We start from the raw sequence: 22,986 nt of genomic DNA, 5'->3' as shown, positions 1-22,986 counted from the left end.
GCCATGGAGTTCGAGCGTTTTTTGGCCGACGAGCAGGCGACCGTCCGGCTGGGCGAAGACCTGGCGCTGACGTTGCGCAAGGGCGATGTGCTTGCGCTGCACGGCGATCTCGGCGCCGGCAAGACGACGCTGGCGCGCAGCCTGATCCGCGCTCTTGCGGGCGACGCCGAGCTCGAAGTCCCGAGCCCGACCTTCACGCTCGTCCAGTCCTACGAAACGCGCGTGCCGGTCCATCATTTCGACCTTTACCGGCTGTCCTCCGCCGACGAGCTCGACGAGCTCGGCTTTGAAGATGCGTTGGAACAGGGCGCGGCACTGGTCGAATGGCCCGAAAAGGCCGGAGACAGATTGCCGCCTTCCGCAGCCCGGGTCGAACTGGTCGAGGAAGGCGAAGGACGCACAGTCAGGATTTCAGCGTCCGGCGCGCTCGGCGAGCGCATCGCACGTTCCTTCGCCACGCGTGATTTTTTACACGCCGCCGGTTGGGGCGAGGCTCACCGCAGCCATTTCGTCGGCGATGCCTCCGCGCGGTCCTACGAGATCGTCACGCTTGGCGATCAGCCCGCACGTGTGCTGATGAACTCGCCTCGGCTGGTGCTCGGGCCTCCGGTGCGCGATGGAAAGCCCTATGCCGAGATCGCCCACACGGCGCAGTCTGTTTCGGCCTTCGTCGCCATAGACCGCGCCTTGCGGGAAGGCGATGTCACGGTCCCGAAAATCCACGCCCAGGACCTCGAAGCCGGTTTCCTGCTGATCGAACATCTCGGCGCGGAAGGTTTTCTGGAAGCGGGCAAGCCGGTGGCCGGGCGCTATGCCGCCGCCGCAGAACTGCTCGCCATGATGCACGGCAAGAGCTGGCCGGATCGCATCGACATCGAACCCGGCGTCGTGCACACCGTGCCGCCCTTCGATCGCGATGCGATGATGATCGAGGTCGAACTCCTGCTCGACTGGTATTTTGCTGCGGTTGCCGGCAAGCAGCCAGACGATGCGCTCCGTGCCGGCTTCCGGCAGGTCTGGAACGATCTTTTCGACCGCGTCGACAAGGCGGAAAAAACCCTGATGCTGCGCGATTTCCATTCGCCCAACATCATCTGGCGCGGCGACCGAACCGGCCATGACCGGCTCGGCATCATCGATTTCCAGGATGCGCTGATCGGTCCCGCCGCCTATGATGTTGCCTCGCTCGCCATGGATGCCCGCGTGACGGTGCCGGTCGAGATCGATGCAAGCACGGTCGAAGCCTATGTCGCCACGCGCTCGAGCGCAGGCGGTTTCGACGCCAATGCTTTCGCGGAAGCCTACGCGATCATGGCCGCGCAGCGGAATTCAAAAATCCTCGGCATTTTTGTTCGCCTCGATCGCCGCGATGGCAAGCCGGACTATCTGAAGCATCTGCCGCGCATCCGCGACTATCTGCGCCGCGCGCTTTCCCATCCGGCACTTGCCGAACTGCGCGATTTCTATCACCGTCACGGCCTCACTGAGGACGCATCGATTTGACCGCTCCAAAAATTGCCATGGTGCTGGCTGCCGGCCTCGGCAAGCGCATGCTGCCGATCACCGAAACGCTGCCCAAGCCGCTGGTGCGCATCGCCGGAAAGACGCTGCTCGACTGGGGCCTCGACAGTCTTGCCGCCGCCGGCGTCACCAGGGCGGTGGTCAATGTCCACTATCTTCCCGAGCAGATCGTCGCCCATGTCGCGGGCCGCAAGCAGCCGGCAATCATCATCTCCGATGAGAGCGAAAGCCTGCTCAACTCGGCCGGCGGCATCGTCAAGGCACTGCCGGAACTAGGCGCAAAACCCTTCTACATCCTGAACGCCGACACCTTCTGGATCGATCGGGACGAGCCGAACCTGAAACGGCTTGCCCTTGCCTGGGATGCATCGAGAATGGATATTCTTCTGATGCTTGCAGATCTCGACTCGGCGACCGGACACAGCGGCGGCACGGATTTCCTTGCCGCGCCCGACGGCACTTTGGCGCGCGCCGCCGGCGATCCGACGGGTATGATCTATGCCGGCGCGGCAATCATAAATCCGCGCATTTTCGACGGCGCCGAACCAACACCGCATTCGCTCAACCTCTATTTCGATCGCGCCATCGCGGACGGCCGCCTGTTCGGCATGAAGATGGAAGGCCAGTGGATCACGGTCGGCACGCCGGATGCCATCGCACCGGCTGAAGCGGTGGTTGCCGCCGCGCTGGCGCAGGACGCATGAGTCTACGCTCGACGCCGCGGGTCTTGTCGATCCCGCCCGGTGCCGCCTTTCTGCCGACGCTTGCCGATGAACTGCTTGCCGGCCGGCTGATCCCTGGGTTTCGTTTCGACGGCGACCCGCTGGCCCTTGCCGATGTCACGATCTATGTGCCGACGCGGCGTGCCGCGCGCGAGCTGCGCGGCGTTTTCGTCGACAGCTCCGGCGGTCGCGCGGCCATCCTGCCGACCATTCGCCCGCTTGGCGAATTCGACGAGGATGAGGCGCTGTTCAATCCGGAAGGCTCTGCCAGCCTTGATCTGGCGCCGCCGATCGCGTCGATCGATCGCCTGCTTCTGCTGGCGCCATTGGTCCGCAGCTGGAAGCGGCGCCTGCCGGCCCATGTCGCCAGCCTTTTCGAGGAAGAGATCGTTGTGCCTGCCTCCTCGGCCGACGCCGTCTGGCTTGCCCGCGATCTGGCCGGCCTGATGGATGAGATCGAAACCGAAGGTTCCGAGTGGTCGCGGCTGCGCGATCTGGTTTCCGGCGACCTCGCCAATTGGTGGCAGGTGACGCTGGATTTCCTCGAAATCGTCATGACCAGCTGGCCGGCCGTGCTGGCCGAGCGCGACCTGTCAAATCCTGCCGCCCATCGCAGCGCCCTGATCCGGCTAGAGGCCGAGCGGCTTAGGCTCGACCCGCCACAGGGGCCGATCATCGCCGCCGGCTCCACCGGTTCCATTCCGGCCACCGCCGAGTTGCTGTCGGCCATCGCCCGCCTGCCGCGTGGTGCGGTCGTGCTGCCGGGCCTCGACAAGCGCATGGACGAGCGCTCCTGGTCGGTGATTGCGGGCGATGCGCCGCAACCTTCCGTGCTCGGTCACCCGCAATACGGCCTGGCCAAGCTGCTGCGAAAACTCGGCGTCCTGCGCGCCGATGTCGACGAGATCGGCACCGTCAAACCTGATCTTGCGCAGCGCGCCTCATTCGTCGGGCAAGCCCTGCTGCCGGCCGAAACCACCGACGATTGGGCGGACCATCGGCAAAGAATATCGGAGGAAAGCCTGACGGGCGCATTCGCCGATGTGACGCTGCTGGAAGCCGCCAGCGAGCGCGACGAAGCCGTCGCGATCGCCATCGCATTGCGCCGCGCGATCGAGGCGCCGGACAGCACCGCCGCCTTGGTGACAGGCGACCGCAATCTGGCGCGCCGCGTCTCGGCCGAGCTGCTGCGTTTCGGCATCCAGGCCGATGATTCCGGCGGCACGCCGCTTTCCAATACGCCGCCCGGCGCTTTCCTGCGTCTCATGTTGCAGGCGGCGTTCAATCCCGGCGATCCGGTGGCGGTCCTGTCGCTGCTCAAGCACCCCTTGCTCTCGCTCGGCATCGAGCGTTCCACGGTGCGCCATGCTGCGGAGACGATCGAGCTGGTGGCGCTGCGCGGCGGTACCGGCCGGCCGGATGTCGCCAGCCTCGGCGCGCTTTTCGAAAAGCGGCTTGAAGCGCTGGCCGACGAGGGCCGCAAACCGTTCTGGTTTTCGCGCATGACGGTCAGACGCATCGATGAAGCGCGGGCGATGCTTGCACGCCTTCACGATGCGCTGGCGCCTCTGGTTGCCTTCCGCAACGACCAGACGGTCGAACTTGCCGCCATCATCCGCGCGACGGTCACGGCTATGGAAGCCCTCGGGCGAGGCGCAGACGGTAGCCTCACCGAGCTCTATGCCGGCGACGCCGGCGAAAAGCTGGCCGAACTCCTGCGCGGGCTCGTGGCGGCGAGTGCGCCCTTCTCCTTCCCGGCTGAGGAATGGCCCGACATCATGGACGCGCTGGTCGCGCCGGAAGTGGTCAAGCCGGCCTATGGTAGCGACAGCCGCGTCTCGATCTGGGGCGCGCTGGAAGCCCGCCTCCTGTCCGTCGATACGCTGGTGGTCGGCGGCCTGAACGAAGGCGTGTGGCCGCGCAAGGCCCAGGCCGACCGTTTCATGTCGCGCATCATGAAGACCGGCATCGACCTCGAGCCGCCGGAGCGCCGGATCGGCCAGTCGGCGCATGATTTCGAAATGGCGATGGGTGCCAGCAAGGTCATCCTCGCCCGCTCTGCCCGCTCGGGCGATGCGCCGGCGGTTCCGTCGCGCTGGCTTCAGCGCATCCTCACCTTTGCCGGGGCCGAGCAGGCGCAAGCCATGCGCGCGCGCGGCAACGAACTGCTCGGCTGGGCAAGGGCGCTGGATGGCGGGCCGCAAATTCCTTTCGCCGAGCGCCCGCAGCCCAAGCCGCCGCTCGAGGCGCGGCCGCACCATTTCTCCGTCACCGAGATCGAGACCTTGCGCCGCGATCCCTATGCGATCTACGCCCGCCGCATCCTCGGCCTGATGCCGCTCGATCCGCTGGTGCGCGACCCCGGTGCGGCCGAGCGCGGTACCCTGTTCCACGCCATCATGCATCGCTTTTCGGCATCTAGCGTCGATCCGCGCGATGGTTCGGCGCTCGATGTCCTGCTCGACGCCGGCCGCACCTGTTTTATAGAGGCTCTTTTGCCGGCTGACGTTCATGCGATCTGGTGGCCGCGCTTCGAAAAGCTGGCCGAAAACATCATCTCCTGGGAGCGCACGCGCGCGCCCTCGGTGAACACCCGCCACGCCGAGGAGCGCGCCGAAAAGACCGTCGTCGGCGCTTCGGGCGTAACTCTCTCGGGCTATGCCGACCGCGTCGATGTGCTGCCCGCAGGCATGGCCGACATTCTCGACTACAAGACCGGCTCGTCGCCGTCCAAGGCGCAGGCGCATACGCTGCTTGCACCCCAGCTGGCGCTGGAAGGCGCGCTACTGAAGCGCGGCGCATTCCGCGAACTCGGCCGGCTGGAGCCTTCGCAACTGGCCTTCGTCCGCTTCAAGCCCAATGGCGAGGTCTTCGAGGAATCGATCCTCGAATACAACCGCAAGCCACGCACGGCCGGCGATCTCTCGGAAGAAGCCTGGCACCGGCTCGAGGAACTGCTCAAGCATTATGGCCGGCTCGAAACGGGCTACCTGTCGCGCGCGCTGCCTTTCCGCGAAGGCGAGACGGACGGCGACTACGACCATCTCGCCCGCGTCCTCGAATGGTCAGCCGGCGGTGACGGCGCTGACAATGGCGGCGACGACGCATGAAAAAGACCTATCCCGTCCCCGCCGAGACATCTGACCGGCAGGCGCGAGCCTCCGACCCGCAGAATTCCGCCTGGGTGTCGGCCAATGCCGGCTCAGGCAAGACGCATGTGCTGTCCCAGCGCGTCATCCGCCTTCTGCTGGAAGGCACGGACCCATCCAAAATCCTCTGCCTGACCTATACGCGCGCCGCCGCCGCCAATATGTCGAACCGCGTCTTCGGCAATCTGTCGAAATGGACCATGCTCGGCGACGCGGCCTTGCGGGCGGAGATCGAGAAGATCGACAACAAGGCGCCCAATGCCGAAAAGCTGCGCCGGGCGCGGCGGCTTTTCGCGCAGGCGCTGGAAACGCCGGGCGGCCTGAAGATCCAGACCATCCATGCTTTCTGCGAATCCGTGCTGCATCAGTTTCCGCTGGAAGCCAACATCGCAGCACACTTCCAGATGCTCGACCCGCTGATGGAAGAAACGCTGTTTGCCACCGCACGGCGCGAGATGGTGACGGGCGCGGTCGCATCCGACAATCCCGAACTCGGCGAGGCCTTCGCCATGGTGCTGGAGCGTGGCGGCGAAGCCGGGCTCGACGCGTTGCTCGGCGAGATCGTGCGCAAGCGCGACGGCTTGCGCGATTTCATCGATGCCGCAGCACACGACACCGTGCCCTATGCCATGCTGTTTGCCGAATTCGGCTTCTCCCCGGAGGACACGGCGGAAGACATTGCCGCCTCGATCTGGCCGCTGCCGGGCTTTTCAGCCGACTACTTCACCGAGTTCGCCAATCAGGCCGCCGCCGTCGATGCCCGCCGCGCGCTGGACAGCATCATTCCGGATGTGATCCTGGCTTTTGCCGAACCCGACCCGGTCGCCCGGCTGAAACTGCTGGCGAAAGGCTTTTTGAAGTCGGATGGCGATTCCTACGACCCGGTCAAGACGTTCAAGAAAGCGCTGCACGACCGCATGCCCGACCTTGCGGAGCGCTATGCCGCTGCTGCCGCTGCGATCATCGAGACGTCCGATCGCCTTGCCACCTTCCGCATGCTGGAAGGCACGCGCGCAGCCCTCACCATCGCCGACTGGCTGATCGCCCGCTACGAGCGGCTGAAGACCGGGCGCGGCTTTCTCGATTTCAACGATCTCATCACCCGCACCGTGCGCCTGCTGGCCAGGCAGGATGCCGGCCCATGGGTGCAATACAAGCTCGACAAGGGCATAGACCATATCCTGCTCGACGAGGCGCAGGACACCAGCCCCGACCAGTGGGAAGTGGTGAAGCGGCTGGCCGAGGAATTCTTTGCCGGCTTCGGTGCGCGCGACAACGTCCACCGCACGGTCTTTGCCGTCGGCGACGAAAAGCAGTCGATCTATTCCTTCCAGGGCGCAGCGCCCGAATCCTTTGCCCGCAGCGGCCAGGAATTTTCGCAGAAGATCCGCGCCGCCAACCGCAGCTTCGAGCCGGTCAAGCTGACGCTGTCCTTCCGCTCCACCGAAGACGTGCTGCAGGCCGTCGACCGGGTCTTTGCCAGCGACGAGGCGAAACGCGGCATCACGCTCGATCCCGGCCCGGTCCAGCACAACGCCATCCGCGCCGGCGCGCCCGGCTATGTCGAGGTCTGGCCTTCGGTCGGGGCCGATGCGGCGGAAGAGCCGGACGACTGGACGCAGGCCGTCGACCATGCCCATGCCCCTGCCGTGCGCGTTGCCGAAAATGTCGCTGCGACCATCCAGAACTGGATACGCTCGGGCGAGATCATCGAAGGCACCGGAAAAAAACTCAGCGCCGGCGACGTCATCGTGCTGGTGCGCAAGCGCGACCGTTTCGTCCATGCGCTGGCCCGCAGCCTGAAGAACCGCAACATTTCGGTCGCCGGCGCCGACCGCCTGAGCCTGCCCGGCCATATCGCGGTCAAGGATCTGATGGCGCTTGGCCGTTTCATGATCCAGCCGGAGGATGACCTGTCGCTGGCGGCGGTGCTGAAAAGCCCGATCTTCCAGCTCGGCGAAGACACGCTTTTCGATCTTGCCGCCGGTCGCGCCGGCGGGCTGTCCCTATATGCATCGCTCCGGCAACTGGCCGAAAATTCTCAGCAATTGGCCGAGACCGTAAAACGCCTCACCGAATGGTCGACGCAATCGGCCTTCAGGCCGGTGTTCGAGTTCTATTCCGGCATTCTCGGCCGCGACGGCGTGCGCAGGAAGATGGTCGCGCGCCTCGGCCAGGACGCCGGCGATATCCTCGACGAATTCCTGAATTTCTGTCTTGCTGAGGAACGCACGGGCCTTCCCGGCCTCGAATCCTTCCTCGCAACGCTCGAAAGCGCCGGTCCTGAGATCAAGCGCGAGATGGACCAGACGCGCGACGAAGTCCGCATCATGACCGTCCACGCAGCCAAGGGGCTCGAAGCGCCGGTCGTGTTCCTTGTCGATGGCGGGGCCGCCCCCTTCAGCGACCAGCATTTGCCGCGGCTGATGCCGTTCCAGCCGAAGGGCGAGGAATTGCGGCACGTCAAAGCTTTCCTCTGGCGCTCGGGCAGCGACGTCGCCAACCTGTTCTCGCAGGCTGCGGGCGGCGAGGCGAAGGAGCGCGCCGACGACGAATATCGCCGGTTGCTCTATGTCGGCATGACGCGCGCCGAGGACCGCCTGATCGTCTGTGGCTATCACGGCAAGCGCGCGCAGAACGCCGCGACATGGCATGCTCTCGTGACCCGGGCGCTGGTCGGCATCGAGCACAGCGAGGAACGCAAGCACCCGGTCATCGACGATACGGTGCACCGTTTTCGCGTCACGCCGTTCACCACCGCGCAGGCCGCCGCCGAGACGCCCGAAACGCCGGTGCTGTCATCCTCGCCGATGCCGCCGCATCTGCTGAAGCCGCTGCCGCCCGTGGAACGCCTGCCGCGCCCTCTGTCCCCGTCCGGCGCCTCGGCGCTGATCGAGGAAACGAAGGAACCGGTCGTGTCGGACCGCTCGCCGGTGCTCGATCCCGAGATCGAGCCGGGTTTCGCCATTGCCCGCGGCCTGGCGCTGCACAAGCTGCTCCAGATGCTGCCGGATATTCCCCTGACGGAAAGGAACGCCGCTGCATTGCGCTATCTCGAGCGCATCGCCGCAGGCTGGCCGGAGCAGGAGCGTCACGCCGCACTCGCCTCGGTGCAGGACATTCTGGCATCTCCGGATTTCGCGCCCCTGTTCGGGGCGGGCTCGCGCGCGGAAGTGTCGATCATGGGCAGCGTCACGGTTCGCGGCAAGCCACGCTCGGTTTCGGGCAAGATCGACCGGCTGGCCGTCACCGCCGACGAGGTCTTCATCGTCGACTACAAGACCAACCGGCCGGCCCCCGCGTTGTTCAGTGATGTTCCGCTGTCCTATGTCACGCAACTCGCACTCTACCGTGCATTGCTCCAGCCGCTTTATCCGCGCCACAAGGTTTCGGCGGCCCTTCTGTTTACGGAGGCGCCCAACCTGATGCGGATTCCCGAAACCGCGATGGACGATGCCCTTGTCCGACTCACACAGGCGTGACACAAGGTCTGCTTGAACGCCTGCAAGGCCGACACCACATATAGCGCGACATCGAACCCGGAAAGGATTTCATCATGGCCACAGTCAAGGTCGACAAGAGCAATTTTCAGTCTGACGTGCTGGACGCTTCGGGTCCCGTCGTCGTCGATTTCTGGGCAGAATGGTGCGGCCCCTGCAAGATGATCGGCCCGTCGCTCGAGGAAATTTCGACCGAATTGGCCGGCAAGGTGAAGATCACCAAGCTCAATATCGACGAGAATCCGGAAATTGCTGCCCAGTTCGGCGTCCGCTCCATCCCGACTCTGATGATCTTCAAGGGCGGTGAAGTGGCCGACATCAAGGTCGGCGCGCTGCCCAAGACGGCACTTTCGCACTGGATCGGCGGCAACGTCGCCTGATCGTCCGAAATACGAAAATTCAAAGCCCGGCCATCGTGCCGGGCTTTTTGTTGGCTGTCGGAATTTTCCAGCTGGCTCTTCTCGCAAGGCGCTTTTCATTCCTTGATCGCTTGGGCGAACAAAGGAGCAGAAAAAATGTCCGGAACAGCCAAGCCAACCGTCTTCGTCGACAATGAGCGCGTCATCGTCACCGAATGGCGCTTTGCGCCGGGCGCCAATACCGGCTGGCACCGTCATGGCCACGACTACGTCGTCGTGCCGCTGATGGACGGCAAGGTGAAACTGCTCACCAGGGACGGAGAGTCTTTCGCCGAGATGAAACAGGGCGTCCCCTATTTCCGCTCCGAAGGCGTCGAGCACGACGTCATCAACGCCAATGACGGCGAATATGCCTTCATCGAGATCGAGCTGAAATAGCCTTCATGCTGACGTCGTCCGCTCGTTCACGAGCTCGAGAATGACGAAGGGAAGAGGCCAACAGTAAGCGATTGGCTATCGCAGTCGTGAAGTAGTCATCCCGGAAACCGGAGTGAAGCGGAGGTTATCCGGGATCTATTGGCCGCGGCATCATCAGGCGCGGTCCGGTCCTTGCCTTGGCGCTGGTCAACACCAATGTGCGAACTCGGTACCCGGCCGTGCTGGTCAATGGGTCCCGGCTCTGCCCTCGCTTCGCTCGGTTGGCCGGGATGACGACGGAGAGGGTTTTGCTCAGCTCAAGGCTTACGAAGGTGTGGAAAGATTCTTAGCCAATTTCCAACTAACCTATTGTTTCCATTCACGCCGAACATTTTTTCACGCCTGATTTATCCCCACCCTTTCCGCCTCCCGCATAATCCCTCCATCGTCCTCACCGGGAACACGGGTCATGAACCGGATGAGCGTGGGGGACGGCGGTGTCCGGGCTGGTGGTGCTGCGGTAGCGCTGCTGGGTGATGAGCCCCTAAGTCCGGGTCTTGGCGGCGGCTGGCCACGCGAATGTGGAGGCGACTGAGCGGGACAAGAGCACTGAACGGGCGGTCGAAGGACCGCAGATAAATACAATAAACGAGCGATCCAACGACCGCCCGTCTTCCCTCATGATGCCTCGATCGGCGAAGCCGGGTCGAGATAGCGAGTCATGAGCAAGGAAAAATGTTCTTTGACAACGGACAGACGGTGAAAACCGGGCGTGGCGATGATGAAGTGCGTCCACCTCCCCCTTGAGGGGAGGTCGCGGACTGAGCGAAGCGAAGGAAGCGGGTGGGGTCAGTCAAGGCAGCGCTCTACGCCAAAGGAACGTCGAGCACTGCCGCAGCGATCCCACCCGGCGGCTTCGCCGCCACCCTCCCCTCAAGTGGGAGGGAAACGCAGACTCTCACACCGGCGGCGTGCCGTTCTCCGCAAGCACCGCTCCCGCCAGATAAAGCGAACCGCCGATCAGGATGCGAGGTGGTGCTTCCTTTTCGCCCCAGGTGTCGCGCAGCAGCATCAGTGCGTTGGCAACGGAGCTGACCGGCTCCGCTGAAAGCCCGGCCTCGTTGGCGCGGGCGGCGAGTTCGCCATTCGGCACGCCCGCTTCGCTGAGGCTCACCGGCACCGTGTAGACATGACGGGCGATGCCGTGGAAGGCGCGGAAATAGCCGGTCTGGTCCTTGGTGTTGATCATGCCGCAGATGAGGAACAGCGGCCGCGCAAGCTTTTCTTCCTGCTCGGCCAGCGCTTCGGCGATCACCACGCCCGCGCCGGGATTGTGGCCGCCGTCGAGCCAGATATCGGCACCGGGTGGCGCCAGGTCGACAAGCGCGCCCTGCGTCAGCCGCTGCATGCGGCCGGGCCACGACACGGTGGTCATCGCCTTGTTGGCCGATGCTTCGCTGATCTCGAAACCGGCCGTCTTGACCGCAGCGATTGCGGCGGCCGCGTTGGCGTATTGATGGCGGCCCGGCAGGCGCGGCGGCGAAAGATCCATCAGGCCGGTCTGGTCCTGGTAGATCAAACGGCCATGCTCTTCGGCGGCAAGGAACTCCTGGCCGTAGACCTGCACCGGACAGCCCAGGCGATCCGCCGTCTCCATGATCACGTCCTGCGCGGTGCCGTTCTCCTGCGCACCGACAACCACCGGGCAGCCCGGCTTGATGATGCCGGCCTTTTCGGCGGCGATGAGCTCGACCCGATCGCCGAGATAGGCTTCGTGATCGAGCGACACCGGCATGATCAGGGAAACCGCCGGCTTGCGGATGACATTCGTCGCGTCGAAGCGGCCACCGAGCCCGACTTCGATGATCGCGGCGTCGGCCGGGTGCTCGGCGAACAGAAGGAAGGTAACCGCCGTCAAAATCTCGAAGACGGTGATGGTCTCGCCGCGATTGGCCTCGGCGACGCGCGTGATGGTGTCGGCCAGCACATCGTCGGAAACGAACTTTCCGCCGCCATCTGCCGCCAGCCGGTAGCGCTCGTGCCAGTGAACCAGATGCGGCGAGGTATGGACATGCACGCGATAGCCCGCCGCCTCGAGCAGGGCGCGCGAGAAGGCTGCCGCCGAGCCCTTGCCGTTGGTGCCGGCGATATGGATCACCGGCGGCAGCCTGTCCTGCGGGTTGCCGAGACGGCCGAGCAGGCGCGAAACCCGGTCCAGCGAAAGGTCGAAGCCTTTCGGGTGCAGCGTCATCAGGCGCTCGATTTCGCGATCGGCGAGCAGAGTGGACATGAAGGCTCCTCCGGGAGCAGAAGTCGTGGGCGGGAATTTTTTGGACCCCGCCTTCGACTCTATCAGGCCTGAGGACGCGCCTCAGTCGTCACGACGACGGGTGCCGGCACGATTTCCGACTTTTCCGGCTTGGATGCCTCCGGCGTCATCATCAGGATTTTGAGCAGGCGGGCGATGGTCGATTTCAACTCCAGCCGCGAGACGACCATGTCGACCATGCCGTGATCCATCAGATACTCGGCGCGCTGGAAGCCGTCCGGCAGCTTTTCGCGGATGGTCTGCTCGATGACGCGCGGGCCGGCAAAGCCGATCAGCGCGCCCGGCTCGGCAATGTGAACGTCGCCCAGCATCGCATAGGACGCCGTGACGCCGCCGGTCGTCGGGTTGGTCAGCACGACGACATAGGGCAGGCCCGCTTCCTTCAGCCGGTCGAGCGCGACGGTCGTGCGCGGCAGTTGCATCAGCGACAGGATGCCTTCCTGCATGCGCGCGCCACCGGAAGCGGCAAACAGGATCATCGGGCGGCGCTTTTCGACTGCCGTCTCGAAGGCATGGATGATCGCATCGCCGGCAGCCATGCCGAGCGAGCCGCCCATGAAGGCGAAATCCTGCACGGTGGCGACCACGGGCAATCCCTCAATGGTTCCGAGCGCATTCAGGATCGCGTCTTCCAGGCCGGTCTTGGCCTTGGCGTCCTTGAGCCGGTCGACATAGCGCTTTTCGTCACGGAATTTCAGCGGGTCGGTGGCGACCTTCGGGTTTTCCAGCGTCTCGAAGGCACCATTGTCAAAGAAGAATTTCAGCCGCTCGCGCGCCGAAATCTTCATGTGATGGCCGGAGGACGGGATGACGAACTGGTTGCTCTCGAGGTCCTTGTGAAAGACCATCTCGCCGCTCTCGGGATCCTTGATCCAGAGATTTTCCGGCATTTCGCGCCGGCCGAGCATCGAGTTGATCTTCGGGCGGACGTAATTGGTTATCCAGTTCATGGCATCCATTCCTGTGATGTCAAAGACATGGGTACTTTATTGGGCAGCAGCAAGGCGGGCGGAACGAACGCCCTGCGCCAGGCCATTGACCAGCGTGGCAACCGCCTCGGCCGGGTTGGCTGTCATCTCGCCCCTGGGGCCGATGACGTTGGCGACCGCATTGACGATCGCGGTGCCGACCACCACGCCGTCGGCCGACGCGCCGATCACCCGTGCCTGTTCGGCGGTCTTCACGCCGAAACCGACGCAGACCGGCAGATCGGTGTGGCTCTTGATGCGGGTAACGGCCTCGGCGACCTTGGACGTGTCAGCCAGCGCCGAGCCGGTGATGCCGGTCATCGACACGTAATAGACGAAGCCGGAGGTGTTTTCCAAAACCTTGGGCAGGCGCTTGTCGTCGGTGGTGGGCGTCGCCAGCCGGATGAAGTTGATGCCGGCTTTTATGGCCGGAACGCAAAGCTCTTCGTCCATTTCCGGCGGCAGGTCGACCACGATCAGCCCGTCTATGCCGGCGTCGATGGCGTCGGCAAGGAAACGGTCGACGCCGTGGATATAGATCGGGTTGTAATAGCCCATCAGCACGATCGGCGTTTCATTGTCGGTGGCGCGAAACTCGCGCGCCATCTGCAGCGTCTTGTTCAGCGTCTGGCCAGCCTTCAGCGCGCGCAGTCCGGCGGCCTGGATCGCCGGGCCATCGGCCATCGGGTCGGAAAAAGGCATGCCAAGCTCGATCACGTCGCTGCCGGCCTTGGGCAGCGCTTTCATGATGGAGAGCGACGTTTCGTAGTCGGGGTCGCCTCCCATGAAATAGGTGACGAGCGCGGGGCGGCCTTCGGCCTTGAGCTTGTCGAAGCGGCGTTCGATGCGGGTGCTCATGGTCAGATCTCCATTCCCAGCATCTTGGCGACGGTGTGGACGTCCTTGTCGCCACGGCCCGAAAGATTGACGATCATGACCTGATCCTTGCCCATCGTCGGCGCGACCTTCACCGCATGGGCAATCGCATGCGCCGATTCCAACGCCGGGATGATGCCTTCGACGCGCGTGGTCAGCTGGAAGGCCTCCAGCGCCTCATTGTCGAGGATCGGCACGTAGTCGACACGACCGCTGTCGCGCAGCCAGCTATGCTCTGGACCGACGCCGGGATAGTCGAGGCCAGCGGAGATCGAGTGGCCGTCGAGTATCTGGCCGTCATCGTTCTGCAGGAGATAGGTGCGGTTGCCATGCAGCACGCCCGGCTTGCCGGCATTCATCGAGGCGCAATGTTCGATGCCGTCGAGGCCACGGCCGCCGGCCTCGATGCCGACGATCTTGACGTTGCGGTCGTCGAGGAACGGATGGAACAGGCCGATGGCGTTGGAACCGCCGCCGACGGCCGCAACGATAACGTCGGGCAGGCGGCCTTCCTGTTCGAGGATCTGGGCGCGGGCTTCAATGCCGATCACCGACTGGAAGTCGCGCACCAGTTCCGGATAGGGATGCGGGCCGGCTGCCGTGCCGATCAGGTAATAGGTGTCGTGCACATTGGTGACCCAGTCGCGCAGCGCCTCGTTCATGGCGTCCTTCAGCGTGCCGTGGCCGGCGCTGACGCTCCGCACTTCGGCGCCGAGCAGCTTCATGCGGAACACGTTGGGGCTTTGCCGCTCGACGTCGGTGGCGCCCATATAGACGATGCAGGGAAAGCCGAAGCGCGCCGCCACGGTCGCCGAGGCAACGCCATGCTGGCCGGCGCCGGTTTCGGCGATGATGCGCGTCTTGCCCATGCGCTTGGCAAGCAGGATCTGGCCGAGGCAGTTGTTGATCTTGTGGCTGCCGGTGTGGTTCAGGTCCTCGCGCTTAAAATAGATTTTCGCGCCACCGAGATGTTTTGTCAGGCCTTCGGCGAAATAGAGTTTTGACGGCCGGCCGGCATAATGGGTCGAAAGATCCTGCAGTTCCGCCTTGAAGGCCGGATCGTTCTTGGCCTCGTTCCAGTGGCGCTCCAGGTCAAGGATGAGCGGCATCAGCGTCTCGGCGACGAAGCGGCCGCCGAAAATGCCGAACATGCCCTGTTCGTCGGGTCCGGTGCGGAAGGAATTGGGCTCTGCCGGCTTGTTCATCGCAGTATCCTGTTGGTCCGGGCGGCGGCAGGGCAGCCTGCTACTGCCCTTGCACGATCTTGCCGAGCCTTAAGCCTTTCGGGGGTTAAATGTAAACTGCTCTCTGCACATCGTCAGGCGGCGCGATTATCTGTCGCCGCCCGCACGGCCCGGAAGAAACCGTCGATCAGCGCCACGTCCTTGACGCCGGGAGCGCTTTCCACGCCGGACGATATGTCGATGCCGGGCGGGTTCGTAAGGCGCAGGGCCTCACCGATATTGGCGGCGTTGAGGCCGCCGGAAAGCATGTAGTCGACCTGGCTCTCGAGACCCGTAAGCAGGCGCCAGTCGAAGGACACGCCGTTGCCGCCGGGCAGCTCCGATCCCAGTGGGGGCTTGGCGTCGAACAGGAAGCGGTCGGCAACGCCGATGTAAGGCGCAATTGCATCGATATCGGCAGCTTCGCGAACGGCAAAGGCCTTCATGACCGGCAGGCCATAGCGCGCCTTGACCTCGGCCACACGTTCGACCGTCTCATGGCCGTGAAGCTGCAGCATGTCGGGCGTCATCGAAGCGACGATATGGTCCAGCGTCTGATCGTCGGCATCGACGGTCACCGCAACCGCCTTGGCACGCCCGCGCGCGATTTCGCGCAGCCTTCCGGCTTCGAGCGGATTGATGTTTCTCGGGCTCTTCTGGAAGAAAATAAAGCCGACATGGCTCGCGCCGCCCGCAAGGGCGGCAGCAAGGGCCTCATCGGTTTTCAAGCCACAGATTTTGATGTCGAGTGCCATGGCGCGGGAATTGCCATGAAAAGGCGGCGAAGTCGAGGAAAAGAGCGCGTGAAAACCTTATTCAGGGCACCGGCTCACTCGAACACGATCGCCTGCAGCGCCCCGCCATTGCGCTTCAGCCAGGCCTTGCAGCGTTCGGTGTCGGGGCAAAGCTCCTCGCAGAGCTTCCAGAATTTCGGGCCGTGGTTCATCTCGCGCAGATGCGCCACTTCATGCGCGACGAGATAATTTATCACCGGCGCAGGCGCCATCATGATGCGCCACGAGAAGGAGAGCGTGCCGTCGGACGTGCAGGAGCCCCAGCGGCTCGACGTGTCGCGAAAGCGGATCGCCTTGGCCTTTCGGCCTGCCGCCGCAGCGTGCTTCGCCACCAGTTGTTCGATATCGCGCTTGGCCTCGCGCTTGAGGAAATCGGCAATGCGGCGGGGCAGATGAAGCCGGTCGCCATGCACGACCAGCGTCGGGCCGCTGTCGTCATGCGAAACCGTCACCGTGCCGCGCTTGCCGGGCTCATGCACGATCATATGCGGCACGCCGCGAACGGGTATTTTTATGCCCGGCCGCACCTGCGGGCGATCGGGCACCTTGGCCAGGCGCTGTTCCAGCCAGCCCTGATGCCGGTGCAGGAAGCGGTCGACCTCGCCGCGCGCCAGGCCCGGCGGCACGGTGATGCGCAGGCCGCGGCCGCCTGAATCGATGCGCAGGGTCAGCCGCCGCGCGCGATCGTTCTCGACGATGCGCAGCGGCAGCGCGCGGCCGGCGACGACATGCTCCCGCTCAAGCACCGGAGCTACGGGGCGGGCCTGCAATTTTTTCAGAAAACCGAAGGGCATCAGGTGACGGTACGTGATTCGCGCTGGAAGGAATTCTACCTGAAAAGCGCAGGTCTTTCGGGCGGAATTTTGATGGAGAGGAACGGCGTAGGCATAAAGGAAAACGGCGCCGCGAATGCGACGCCGTTCGAACTTCTTGTCAGGACAAAGCCTTATGCTTCATCAAGCAGGCCGGACTTGCCGCCACGCTTGGTGGTCGTCGGCGCGGTCGACTTGTTGCGGTTGGCCATGAAGCGGTCGAATTCTTCCTGGTCCTTGGCGCGGCGCAGTTCGCGGGCATAGTCGTCGAACTGGGCCAGCGTCTCGTCGAGTTTGCGGCGCTCTTCGGCAAGGCGCTCGAGTTCCTTCTCGCGCCAGTCGTCGAAGGCGACGTTGCCGGTGGGCGTGTAGGAGCCCTTGCCCCAGCGGGCAGCCTTGTCGGAGCCGCGGCGGCAGCCGGCGAAGATGCCGTCGGTTGCGCGGTTTACGTCGCGCTTGAAGCCTTCAAGCCGATCGCCCCAGATGATGTAGGCAAGCATGGCGAGGCCAAGCGGCCAGAACACCATGAAGCCGATCACCATCAACGCGATGGTTGCCGGCGTCCATGCCGGACGGATCAGTGCAGTCGTGTTCATGTTTCTCCGGTTCCTTCAGTTGGAGGCAGCCAATCCGGCTGCTTCAATTCGAAATGGGAACGGAAAAATGGCTATTCAAGACGGTTTTGTTGAAAACCGGACAAGCTTTTGGAAAATTTACAGCGCCGAAGGGGCGTTGAACGCCCAACGGATGCTGTAATACTTTGAATCTACGAATAATTCTTTCCGAGGAATTGTTTCGGCTTTTTTGAATTATGCGTCAGCGTTTTTTGAGAAAATCGAGCGCAAGGACAACCATTCCGGCAACCAGACCCCAGAATGCGGCGCCGATGCCGAACAGCGTCAGGCTAGACGCGGTCACCGCAAAGGCGGTCGTTGCCGCCATGCGTTCGCTCTCGTCTTTGAGCGCGATCGACAGCGCATTGGCGAGCGGCGCCATCAGCGCGAGGCCGGCAACCAGCACTATCAGGCTCTGCGGCAGCACGGCGAAAATCGCCACCAGCGATGCGCCGAAAATGGCGAAGACGAGATAGGCGAGCGCGTAGAACGGTCCGGTCTTCCAGCGCTCGGCCGGATCGGGGTGAACGTCTGGCCCGGTGCAGATCGCTGCCGATATTGCCGCCAGATTGGTGGTCAGCGCGCCGAAAGGGGCCGTCAGCAGCGAGCACAATCCCGTCACCGAGATCAGCGGCCCGGGGTTCGGATCGTAGCCGGCAGCGCGCAGCACGGCGAGGCCGGAGAGGTTCTGCGAGGCCATGGTCACGAGATAGAGCGGTATCGCCAGACCGACGATGACGGCGGGCGAAAAGGACGGGCTGATCAGCGTCAGCGTCGAAAGTTCGGGCGTGGGCAACCCGCCGACACGGCCGGTCAGGAATGCGATCGCCCCGCCGCCGACCAGCACCGCCAGCACCGAAAGCGCCGGATTGAACACGCGAATGACAAAGAAGGCCGCGATCAGCGGCAGGATGAGGACAGGATCTACCGGAACCGTCTTCACCGCATTGATGGCGAAGGTGACGACGATGCCGCCGAGCATTCCCGAGGCGACCGAGGCGGGGATTTTCGCGATCAGCCGCGTCAGCGGCTTGAACAGGCCGGTGATGATCAACAGCACCGCCGTGACGATGAAAGCGCCGACCGCGTCATTCATGTTGAAGCCGGAGCTGGCAGCAATCAGCGCCGCTCCCGGCGTAGACCATGCGGTGATGACCGGCATTCTCGTTCGCCAGCTCAGCCAGGCCGTTTCGAACGCCATGGCCAGGCAGATCGCGGTGACCCAGCTTGCCGTCTGCTCGCGCGACGCGCCGACCGCATCGGCGGCGGCGATGATCAGCGCCAGCGTGCCGCCAAACCCAACGATTGCCGCGACGAAGGCGGAGACCGGAATGGAAAGCCGCATGCCGTCAGCCCGCCTGCGCACTGATGGCTTCGACTGCGCGCAAAAGCATGTCCAGATCCTGCGGCCGCGACAGGCGGTGGTCGCCCTCCGGTATGAGAGACAGCGTGACGTCGTCGGCAGGCAGGCAGGAGACGAGCTTCAAGGCGTGGCTGTGCGGGACATCGGGGTCCGCCAGTCCTTGCAGGATGTGGATGGGACAATGCGTATCGATCGGCCCGGTCATCACCCGGTTTTTTCTCCCATCCTCAAACAGCGCGCGGGTGTAGACATTGGGTTCCGGCGAATATTCCGACGGCTCCTCGAAAAACCCTTTTTCCCTGAGATCGCGCCGCTGGGCTTCGTTCAACTGCGGCTCCATCAGTTCGGAGACGAAGTCAGGCGCCGGCGCCAGCAGCACCAGGCCGCCGACGCGCTCGCCTTCACCGGACTTGCGCAGCTCCTCGACCATCCGCAGCGCGATCCACGCGCCCATGGACGAACCGACGAGGATTTGCCGGCCGTGGGTAAATTTCCGGAACACGGCGAGGCTCTCGGCCAGCCATTTGGAGATCGTGCCGTCGGCAAAGGCGCCGCCGGACTCGCCGTGACCTGAATAATCATGCCGCAGGAAGGCGCGGCCGTGACGTTCGGCCCAGTCGCTCAGCGTCTCGGCCTTGGTGCCGAGCATGTCGGAGCGGAAGCCGCCGAGCCAGACGATCCCGGGCACTTTGCCGTCGAGATGACGGAAGGCGATCGCGGTGCCGGCTACGTCAAGAAAGTCCGGTGGCGTTTCGGTCATGTCTTCTTTCCTGTCGGGTGACGCTCTTTTGACACAGCTCGAATCCGGCGGAAAGGCCCACAAGACAGCGAATGTAACGGGCTTGGTGGGCCAATATCGAGTCAGGTGATTTATTCTGTTTGCTGTGCTATTGACTTGCTCCGCGCCGTACCGACATAGGCGCAACCCACGAAATGAACGTCAACGGTTCGAGGAGACAACGACCATTCGCAGACCCTTCAAAGCAGCGGCGCCCACCAAGGATGGCCCGCGCTCCAATCGCGATATCCGGGTTCCCCGGGTTCAGCTCATCGATGTAGATGGCAGCAATCGCGGCGAAGTTTCAATCAACGATGCTCTGCTGGCTGCCGAAGAGGCGGGCCTGGACCTCGTCGAGATATCCCCCAACGCACAGCCGCCGGTCGTCAAGATTCTCGACCTCGGCAAACTGAAATACGCCAACCAGAAGAAGGCGGCAGAGGCGCGCAAGCATCAGAAGATCATCGAGATCAAGGAGATCAAGATGCGCCCCAACATCGACACCCATGACTATGAGGTGAAGATGCGGGCGGTTCGCCGCTTCTTCGAGGAAGGCGACAAGGTCAAGCTGACCCTGCGTTTCCGTGGCCGCGAAATGGCCCATATGGAACTCGGCATGCAGCTTCTGAACAAGGTTCGGGAAGAGGTCGCCACGATCGCCAAGGTCGAGGCCGAGCCGAAGCTCGAAGGCCGTCAGATGATGATGGTTCTGGCGCCGCGCTGAGTTTGCGCGCTGCCTGCCACGGATGAACCCAGTCCTTTTCAGGGTTCATTGAGCAAAATTTTTGAATGGGCGCGGCGTTCGTCGAAACTTCGGATGCCGCAGCCCTTCTTTGTTTTCGAGAACCGAGATGTCTCCATCCGCCGAATTGAGCCGTTACCAGCAGCGCCGACGTATCGTGCTTGCGATACTCGTCGTGGTGATTTTCGCTGCTCTGCTGTTCGTCCAGTCGGCCATGGTGTCAGACGACGACCTGCACGAATATGTCGAGATGTTCGGTGGTGCTGCGATCCTGGCGGCCATCCTCGGCCGCACCTGGTGCACTATGTATATCGGCGGGCGCAAGGGCTCGGAGATCGTCAGGGGCGGTCCTTATTCAGTCACCCGCAACCCGCTCTATGTCTTCAGCACGATCGGCGCAGCCGGCATCGGCGCCATGACCGGCAGCATCACGGTGGCGGTGGCCTTCGCGGTCATCACCTACGTGGCGTTTCATTCGGTCACCCTCGTCGAGGAGGCTTACCTGAAGCAGGCCTTCGGCGAGCCTTACGAGCGCTATATGCGCGAGGTGCCGCGCTTCTTCCCACGCTTCAGCCTCTTTAAGGAAAGCGAACTGCTTTCGGTGCGGCCGCAGATACTCTATCGCACCTTTACGGACGGCCTGCTGTTTCTGGCCGCCTATCCGTTCTTCGAGTTCGTGGAATATCTCCAGAATGCCGGTTATTTGCCGGTCTTTCTGCGGCTTTATTGACCTGACGCTGCCCGCAGCGATTCACCGGTTGCGCTTTTGACGGCGCATCGCTATAAGGCCGCGTCCAAGAACCGTCCGGCAGGGCATGCCGTGGCGGTTTCTAATGCTTTTCGGGCATTGGTCTGCCCGAAGCAAACAACAAGAGGCGCGGAGTGCCGTAGGCACGACGGGGACCTCTTAAAGAACACGGAGTAGCAAAATGCCCAAGATGAAGACCAAATCGGCCGCCAAGAAGCGGTTCAAGATCACTGCAACCGGTAAAGTTCTGTCGGCTGCTGCCGGCAAGCGCCACGGCATGATCAAGCGCAGCAACAAGTTCATTCGCGATGCCCGCGGCACCATGGTTCTCGCTGAGCCCGATGCCAAGAAGGTCATCAAGAATTTTCTGCCGAACGGCCTCTGAGCCGGGCAAGCATGGCCCCAAAAAGTTGCAGACTTTTTGGACAAGCGCCATGCGAACAGACAAAGCGTTTTAAGGAGATCATGACATGGCACGTGTAAAGAGAGGCGTCACCTCGCACGCCAAGCATAAGAAGGTCCTGAAAGCCGCCAAGGGTTTCTACGGCCGTCGCAAGAACACCATCCGCATCGCCAAGCAGGCAGTCGAGAAGTCGCTGCAGTACGCTTATCGCGATCGCAAGAACCGCAAGCGCAATTTCCGCGCTCTGTGGGTCCAGCGCATCAACGCCGCCGTTCGCGAGCATGGCCTGACCTATGGCCGTTTCATCGACGGTCTCAACAAGGCCGGCATCGAGATCGACCGCAAGGTTCTGTCCGACATGGCTATCCACGAGCCGCAGGCATTCGTCGTGCTCGTCGGCAAGGCCAAGGTCGCGCTTGAATATCTGAAGAACACCACCCCGAACGCTTTTGAAAGCGCAGTCGCCTAAGGCCGCCGCGCTTCCCAAGCTTTCGATTTTATGATTTGGGAAACCCGCGCCGGCAGGGCTGGCGCGGGTTTTTCTTTGCCAAAAACGGGTCCGAGACATGAGTGATATTGCAACGCTCGAAGAATCGCTGCTGAGCGACATTGGGTCGGCTGCCGACGAACAGGCAATCGAAGCCGTTCGCCTGTCAGCACTTGGCAAGAAGGGTTCCATATCGGAATTGCTCAAGACCCTGGGGTCGATGACGCCAGAAGAGCGCCAGACCAATGGTCCGGCCATCAACGGCCTGAAAAACCGCGTCACCGAAGCGCTCGCCGCGCGCAAGGGCGAGCTGAAGGACGTCGCGATCACCGCGCGCCTCGTCGCCGAAAAGCTCGACGTGACGCTGCCGGTGCGCCAGTCGCCGGCCGAGCGCGGCCGCATCCACCCGATCAGCCAGGTCATCGACGAGATCGCGGCGATCTTCGGCGATCTCGGCTTCGCCATCGCCGAAGGCCCGGATGTCGAGACCGACTACTACAATTTCACCGCGCTGAATTTCCCTGAAGGCCATCCGGCCCGCGAAATGCACGACACCTTCTTCTTCAACCCGGACGAGAAGGGTGAGCGCAAGGTGCTGCGCACGCACACCTCGCCGGTGCAGATCCGCACCATGGAAACGCAGAAGCCGCCGATCCGCATCGTCATTCCCGGCAAGACCTACCGGCAGGATTCGGACGCCACCCACTCCCCGATGTTCCATCAGGTCGAGGGGCTGGTCATCGACAAAACCGCCAATGTCGCCAACATGAAGTGGGTGCTGGAGGAGTTCTGCAAGGCCTTCTTCGAAGTGCCGTCGCTGAACATGCGCTTCCGCCCGAGCTTCTTCCCATTCACCGAGCCAAGCCTGGAAGTCGACATCCAGTGCGACCGCTCGCGGCCGGGCGAAGTGCGCTTCGGTGAGGGCAGCGACTGGATGGAAATCCTCGGCTGCGGCATGGTTCACCCGAACGTGCTGCGCGCCGGCGGGCTCGATCCCGACGAGTATCAGGGCTTTGCCTGGGGCATGGGCATCGACCGCATCGCCATGCTGAAATACGGCATGCCGGACCTGCGCGCCTTCTTCGACGCCGACGTCCGCTGGCTCCAGCACTACGGTTTCCGCCCGCTCGACATGCCGACTTTGTTCGGCGGGTTGAGCAACTGATCGCGCGGCAAGGGAC

Annotated in this window: 20 protein-coding genes; 11 read left to right on the top strand and 9 right to left on the bottom strand. The window is 63.4% G+C overall.

Features of this window, described 5'->3' with window-relative positions; translation table 11 throughout:
- Positions 1 to 3 precede the first annotated feature (3 nt).
- The 6 genes from tsaE to DZG07_RS02650 all read left to right on the top strand — a co-directional run bounded on the left by tsaE (position 4) and on the right by DZG07_RS02650 (position 9,689).
- Positions 4 to 1,503 (top strand): tRNA (adenosine(37)-N6)-threonylcarbamoyltransferase complex ATPase subunit type 1 TsaE, encoded by a 1,500-nt coding sequence (gene tsaE, locus DZG07_RS02675; RefSeq protein ID WP_119814062.1) that lies wholly within the window; start codon positions 4 to 6, stop codon positions 1,501 to 1,503.
- On the top strand, positions 1,500 to 2,225 hold the full coding sequence (locus DZG07_RS02670) for a nucleotidyltransferase family protein (RefSeq protein WP_119814060.1): 726 nt from the start codon (positions 1,500 to 1,502) through the stop codon (positions 2,223 to 2,225). The genes tsaE and DZG07_RS02670 overlap by 4 nt, the downstream gene beginning before the upstream one ends.
- Positions 2,222 to 5,353, top strand: a complete 3,132-nt coding sequence (addB, locus tag DZG07_RS02665) for a double-strand break repair protein AddB (RefSeq protein ID WP_119814058.1) — start codon at positions 2,222 to 2,224, stop codon at positions 5,351 to 5,353. Before DZG07_RS02670 ends, addB begins: the two co-directional genes overlap by 4 nt.
- Entirely contained in the window at positions 5,350 to 8,874 is a 3,525-nt protein-coding gene (addA, locus tag DZG07_RS02660) for a double-strand break repair helicase AddA (RefSeq protein ID WP_119814056.1), read from the top strand. Before addB ends, addA begins: the two co-directional genes overlap by 4 nt.
- A 74-nt stretch (positions 8,875 to 8,948) precedes the next feature.
- Positions 8,949 to 9,272, top strand: a complete 324-nt coding sequence (gene trxA, locus DZG07_RS02655; protein ID WP_091915651.1) for a thioredoxin — start codon at positions 8,949 to 8,951, stop codon at positions 9,270 to 9,272.
- 135 nt (positions 9,273 to 9,407) lie between these two features.
- Positions 9,408 to 9,689: a cupin domain-containing protein gene (locus DZG07_RS02650; protein ID WP_091915649.1), complete on the top strand. Its 282-nt coding sequence runs from the start codon at positions 9,408 to 9,410 to the stop codon at positions 9,687 to 9,689.
- A gap of 937 nt (positions 9,690 to 10,626) precedes the next feature.
- Here the strand turns inward: DZG07_RS02650 and DZG07_RS02645 are convergent.
- The 9 genes from DZG07_RS02645 to DZG07_RS02605 form a co-directional block, all read right to left on the bottom strand.
- Entirely contained in the window at positions 10,627 to 11,958 is a 1,332-nt protein-coding gene (locus DZG07_RS02645) for a folylpolyglutamate synthase/dihydrofolate synthase family protein (protein WP_119814054.1), read from the bottom strand.
- Between the two features lie 62 nt (positions 11,959 to 12,020).
- Positions 12,021 to 12,947, bottom strand: a complete 927-nt coding sequence (gene accD, locus DZG07_RS02640; RefSeq protein ID WP_119821327.1) for an acetyl-CoA carboxylase, carboxyltransferase subunit beta — start codon at positions 12,945 to 12,947, stop codon at positions 12,021 to 12,023.
- Positions 12,948 to 12,983: 36 nt separating this feature from the next.
- Positions 12,984 to 13,823, bottom strand: coding sequence for a tryptophan synthase subunit alpha (gene trpA / locus DZG07_RS02635; protein WP_119814052.1), 840 nt, complete (start codon positions 13,821 to 13,823; stop codon positions 12,984 to 12,986).
- 2 nt (positions 13,824 to 13,825) lie between these two features.
- Positions 13,826 to 15,046 (bottom strand): tryptophan synthase subunit beta, encoded by a 1,221-nt coding sequence (trpB, locus tag DZG07_RS02630; protein WP_119814050.1) that lies wholly within the window; start codon positions 15,044 to 15,046, stop codon positions 13,826 to 13,828.
- A 113-nt stretch (positions 15,047 to 15,159) separates the two neighbouring features.
- On the bottom strand, positions 15,160 to 15,819 hold the full coding sequence (locus DZG07_RS02625) for a phosphoribosylanthranilate isomerase (protein ID WP_119814048.1): 660 nt from the start codon (positions 15,817 to 15,819) through the stop codon (positions 15,160 to 15,162).
- 74 nt (positions 15,820 to 15,893) lie between these two features.
- The gene (locus tag DZG07_RS02620) at positions 15,894 to 16,652 is read right to left on the bottom strand and encodes a M48 family metallopeptidase (protein WP_119814046.1); all 759 of its coding nucleotides are present in this window, start codon (positions 16,650 to 16,652) and stop codon (positions 15,894 to 15,896) included.
- Positions 16,653 to 16,804: 152 nt separating this feature from the next.
- Positions 16,805 to 17,266, bottom strand: a complete 462-nt coding sequence (locus DZG07_RS02615) for a DUF2852 domain-containing protein (protein ID WP_091915635.1) — start codon at positions 17,264 to 17,266, stop codon at positions 16,805 to 16,807.
- Positions 17,267 to 17,486: 220 nt separating this feature from the next.
- Positions 17,487 to 18,629, bottom strand: coding sequence for a benzoate/H(+) symporter BenE family transporter (locus DZG07_RS02610; protein ID WP_119821325.1), 1,143 nt, complete (start codon positions 18,627 to 18,629; stop codon positions 17,487 to 17,489).
- Between the two features lie 4 nt (positions 18,630 to 18,633).
- Positions 18,634 to 19,407 carry an alpha/beta hydrolase gene (locus tag DZG07_RS02605; protein WP_119814044.1) on the bottom strand — a complete coding sequence of 258 codons (774 nt, stop codon included), beginning with the start codon at positions 19,405 to 19,407 and terminating at the stop codon, positions 18,634 to 18,636.
- 205 nt (positions 19,408 to 19,612) lie between these two features.
- On the opposite strand from DZG07_RS02605, the gene infC reads away from it, so the two are divergent.
- The 5 genes from infC to pheS all read left to right on the top strand — a co-directional run bounded on the left by infC (position 19,613) and on the right by pheS (position 22,970).
- Positions 19,613 to 20,149, top strand: a complete 537-nt coding sequence (gene infC, locus DZG07_RS02600; protein WP_091915946.1) for a translation initiation factor IF-3 — start codon at positions 19,613 to 19,615, stop codon at positions 20,147 to 20,149.
- 127 nt (positions 20,150 to 20,276) lie between these two features.
- On the top strand, positions 20,277 to 20,897 hold the full coding sequence (locus DZG07_RS02595) for an isoprenylcysteine carboxylmethyltransferase family protein (RefSeq protein WP_091915629.1): 621 nt from the start codon (positions 20,277 to 20,279) through the stop codon (positions 20,895 to 20,897).
- 199 nt (positions 20,898 to 21,096) lie between these two features.
- Complete coding sequence (gene rpmI / locus DZG07_RS02590) at positions 21,097 to 21,300, top strand: 50S ribosomal protein L35 (protein ID WP_091915627.1); 204 nt, start codon at positions 21,097 to 21,099, stop codon at positions 21,298 to 21,300.
- 85 nt (positions 21,301 to 21,385) lie between these two features.
- A complete protein-coding gene (gene rplT / locus DZG07_RS02585) occupies positions 21,386 to 21,787 on the top strand; it encodes a 50S ribosomal protein L20 (RefSeq protein ID WP_091915625.1) in 402 nt (133 codons plus the stop codon).
- Positions 21,788 to 21,884: 97 nt separating this feature from the next.
- Positions 21,885 to 22,970 (top strand): phenylalanine--tRNA ligase subunit alpha, encoded by a 1,086-nt coding sequence (gene pheS / locus DZG07_RS02580; RefSeq protein ID WP_119814042.1) that lies wholly within the window; start codon positions 21,885 to 21,887, stop codon positions 22,968 to 22,970.
- Positions 22,971 to 22,986: the final 16 nt, after the last annotated feature.

The sequence above is a fragment of the Mesorhizobium sp. DCY119 genome (assembly GCF_003590645.1).
Lineage (GTDB): Bacteria > Pseudomonadota > Alphaproteobacteria > Rhizobiales > Rhizobiaceae > Mesorhizobium_M.
Note: the sequence above shows the minus strand (reverse complement) of the source record. Positions and strands in the feature narration are given on the sequence as shown.

Excerpts from the sequence above, each read along its gene's own strand:
- tsaE (WP_119814062.1), top strand. The coding sequence starts at position 4 with ATGGAGTTCGAGCGTTTTTTGGCCGACGAGCAGGCGACCGTCCGGCTG.
- addB (WP_119814058.1), top strand. The coding sequence starts at position 2,222 with ATGAGTCTACGCTCGACGCCGCGGGTCTTGTCGATCCCGCCCGGTGCC.
- addA (WP_119814056.1), top strand. The coding sequence starts at position 5,350 with ATGAAAAAGACCTATCCCGTCCCCGCCGAGACATCTGACCGGCAGGCG.
- trxA (WP_091915651.1), top strand. The coding sequence starts at position 8,949 with ATGGCCACAGTCAAGGTCGACAAGAGCAATTTTCAGTCTGACGTGCTG.
- DZG07_RS02650 (WP_091915649.1), top strand. The coding sequence starts at position 9,408 with ATGTCCGGAACAGCCAAGCCAACCGTCTTCGTCGACAATGAGCGCGTC.
- DZG07_RS02645 (WP_119814054.1), bottom strand. The coding sequence starts at position 11,958 with ATGTCCACTCTGCTCGCCGATCGCGAAATCGAGCGCCTGATGACGCTG.
- accD (WP_119821327.1), bottom strand. The coding sequence starts at position 12,947 with ATGAACTGGATAACCAATTACGTCCGCCCGAAGATCAACTCGATGCTC.
- trpA (WP_119814052.1), bottom strand. The coding sequence starts at position 13,823 with ATGAGCACCCGCATCGAACGCCGCTTCGACAAGCTCAAGGCCGAAGGC.
- trpB (WP_119814050.1), bottom strand. The coding sequence starts at position 15,046 with ATGAACAAGCCGGCAGAGCCCAATTCCTTCCGCACCGGACCCGACGAA.
- DZG07_RS02625 (WP_119814048.1), bottom strand. The coding sequence starts at position 15,819 with ATGGCACTCGACATCAAAATCTGTGGCTTGAAAACCGATGAGGCCCTT.
- DZG07_RS02620 (WP_119814046.1), bottom strand. The coding sequence starts at position 16,652 with ATGCCCTTCGGTTTTCTGAAAAAATTGCAGGCCCGCCCCGTAGCTCCG.
- DZG07_RS02615 (WP_091915635.1), bottom strand. The coding sequence starts at position 17,266 with ATGAACACGACTGCACTGATCCGTCCGGCATGGACGCCGGCAACCATC.
- DZG07_RS02610 (WP_119821325.1), bottom strand. The coding sequence starts at position 18,629 with ATGCGGCTTTCCATTCCGGTCTCCGCCTTCGTCGCGGCAATCGTTGGG.
- DZG07_RS02605 (WP_119814044.1), bottom strand. The coding sequence starts at position 19,407 with ATGACCGAAACGCCACCGGACTTTCTTGACGTAGCCGGCACCGCGATC.
- DZG07_RS02595 (WP_091915629.1), top strand. The coding sequence starts at position 20,277 with ATGTCTCCATCCGCCGAATTGAGCCGTTACCAGCAGCGCCGACGTATC.
- rpmI (WP_091915627.1), top strand. The coding sequence starts at position 21,097 with ATGCCCAAGATGAAGACCAAATCGGCCGCCAAGAAGCGGTTCAAGATC.
- rplT (WP_091915625.1), top strand. The coding sequence starts at position 21,386 with ATGGCACGTGTAAAGAGAGGCGTCACCTCGCACGCCAAGCATAAGAAG.
- pheS (WP_119814042.1), top strand. The coding sequence starts at position 21,885 with ATGAGTGATATTGCAACGCTCGAAGAATCGCTGCTGAGCGACATTGGG.